Annotated in this window: 1 protein-coding gene; it reads right to left on the minus strand. The window is 61.9% G+C overall.

All coding sequences use genetic code 11. The features are described from left to right. Positions 1-104 precede the first annotated feature (104 nt). Positions 105-1,892 carry a reverse transcriptase domain-containing protein gene (locus ACFVV1_RS40770; RefSeq protein ID WP_390000691.1) on the minus strand — a complete coding sequence of 596 codons (1,788 nt, stop codon included), beginning with the start codon at positions 1,890-1,892 and terminating at the stop codon, positions 105-107. Positions 1,893-2,438: the final 546 nt, after the last annotated feature.

Raw genomic sequence — 2,438 nt, forward strand, 5'->3', positions numbered from 1 at the left:
GTACTGGTGGGCCGTCGGCGAGGTGCCTGCTGAGCAGGCCCTTTTCCAACGGCCCCCAGCCCGAACGACGCATGCGACTTTCGCCGCACGTCGCTCTCCAGTGACTACTCCGTGAGTGTTGGGACAGGCTTCTTGCCGTGGATGTCCGCGTGGCAACTACCGCAAACCACGAGGGCTTTGCGGTGCCGAGCGGCCATGAGATCTGCCCACGGTGGCCGGTCCGTTCCCGGCTTTCCGAGGTCTGCGAGCTTGGCAACGTGGTGGACTTCCACCTCGTCGACGCGTCCGCATGCCTCGCATCGTCCGGCGAGGAGGCGGGTTACCAACTCCTTGCGTTTGATGTTGACCGGGGCCAGCCGACGGTCGGTGATGACCGTCTTCTTGTTCTGTCTCAGCGGGATCCCGCCGAACCGTCCGACCAGTGGCTTCCTGCCGACGCGTTCGACGCGGGCCTCGAAGCACTTGCGTGGCCCGAACGGTGTCTCAGTGGTGGTCGCGTACTTGCGGGCCATCTTCGACACCGACGAGCGGTGCTTGTTGGCGAGCGTCATCAGCATCGAGGTCTCCATGACCCATTGCAGCCGGGTGAGTCGGAAGACATCGCCGGCCATCAGGTAGTACTGGACGATGCCGCGGTACTCGGACCCGTAGGTGCTGATGATGACGTGATCGTCCTGGTTCAGCAGCTCGGGCCGACGCGCGGGTTTGCCGCGCTCTTTGTACTGGGCCTGCTTGGCAGATACCACCGAACGGGGGACACGCAGACCGATAGTCCCATTGACAGAACGTCGTCTGCCCGAGATCTTGCGGTCGTTGTGAAGCACGGTGATGTCGTAGCCGAGAAACCTCGCCGCCCCGGTCCGGGCATGCGTGACAAGCGTCTTCTCCGGCGACAATTCCAGCTTGAGATCATCCCGCAGGAACCGCGCCAAGCGCTTCTTGATTTCTTCGGCTTCTGCCTTTGGTCCGGCAAACCCGAGCAGGGTGTCATCCGCATAGCGCACATACCGCAGTCGCCGGTAGCCAGGATCCTGAGGATCCATGCTGGGCATGCTGTGGAGTTGCTTGCGCAGGTCCCGCACCTTGGTGCGGTCGCCACGTTCGCGGGCGCGCCGAATCGCCGCCCACACCCGATAAAAGGCGCGGCTCGGCTTTCTGACTCTTCCTCGGGTGTATTCCGGGATGAGAACCTTCTCGACGTACTCGTCCATCTTGTGCAGGTAAATGTTGGAAAGGATCGGCGAAACAACCCCGCCCTGCGGACTTCCGCTGTGCGTGGCGTTCCAAGTCCAGTCCTCCATGTATCCGGCCTTGAGCATGTTGCGCATCAGCCGAAGGAACCGGTTGTCTCGGATCTTCTCGCCCAGGATTCTCAGCATGACCGAGTGGTCAAGCCGGTCGAAACACTGGGTGATGTCACCCTCGACGAACCAAGCTGTCCCCGTCCAGGTATTCACCACATCACGTAACGCGGTATGGCAGCCTCGACGGGGCCGGAAGCCGTGAGATGAGTCGGAGAAGGTCGGCTCGTAATACGCCTCAAGAAGCAGACGCACTACTTCGCCGACGAGCTTGTCCGACCACGGCGGCAGGCCGAGCGGCCGCAGTTTTGTACTGCCCCGCCTCTTCGGGATGTAGACCCTCCTGGCTGGGCTCCATCGGTAGCGCTCGTGGCGCAACGCGTCGATGACGTGCTCGATCTTGCCCAGCGACATGCCGTCCACGGTCTCCCCGTTGACCCCGGGCGTCATCGCTCCCTTGTTGGAGTAGAGACGCCCGTAGGCCAGTAGATACAACTGCGGATTGAACAACTGTCGATACAGTTCATTGCACGGCAGGCCACGCCTGCCGCGTTCACGGAGGACACCCAGCACCGTTTCGGCGCTCTGCATTACGCATACCTCCCGAGTCTTGAGTGTCCGGTCACCTGGCCCCCTTCGCCCGATGCGGACGGCTTTCCCGTCCTCCTTGGCCGGTCGTGAATCCGGCGACTACTACGGGGCCTCCGTCGCCATAGGAAGATCTCTTCCCTTAGGCGATCCCATGTTCGTCCTTGTCGTACTTCATAGCGTGATGTAGGTGCCCCACTCATCCCCTTAAATGCCCTCGCTGGGCATCGCTCCGCACTCCGGAGGTTGCGTTGGCCATGGCATCAAGCCATCGCAGGGTGCGGCGTCGGTGTCAGGCATCTTTCCGACGGACTTGACCTTCAGTCTTCTGGGGATTGGGATTCAAGCAATCCAGCTTTCACCGTGTCACGCGGGTCCCTCGACGCCCCGTCTCCAATGCCTGAGCCCGGCCGTCGATTTTCTGGCATGCTGCGGTCCCCTCACCATTTCCGGATTAGGTAAGCCATCAGACCCAAGAACCTCCCTCCAAATTCATCCCGACTGAATCGGGGATACGACAAGGCGCCTCATGGCGCACTGCCACCGGTC

Origin of the sequence: Streptomyces sp. NPDC058092, assembly GCF_042884935.1 — a bacterium.
In the GTDB taxonomy this organism is placed as follows: domain Bacteria; phylum Actinomycetota; class Actinomycetes; order Streptomycetales; family Streptomycetaceae; genus Streptomyces.

What these genes read in the sequence shown, in the direction of transcription:
- ACFVV1_RS40770 (WP_390000691.1), bottom strand. Translation starts at nt 1,892, where the DNA reads ATGCAGAGCGCCGAAACGGTGCTGGGTGTCCTCCGTGAACGCGGCAGG.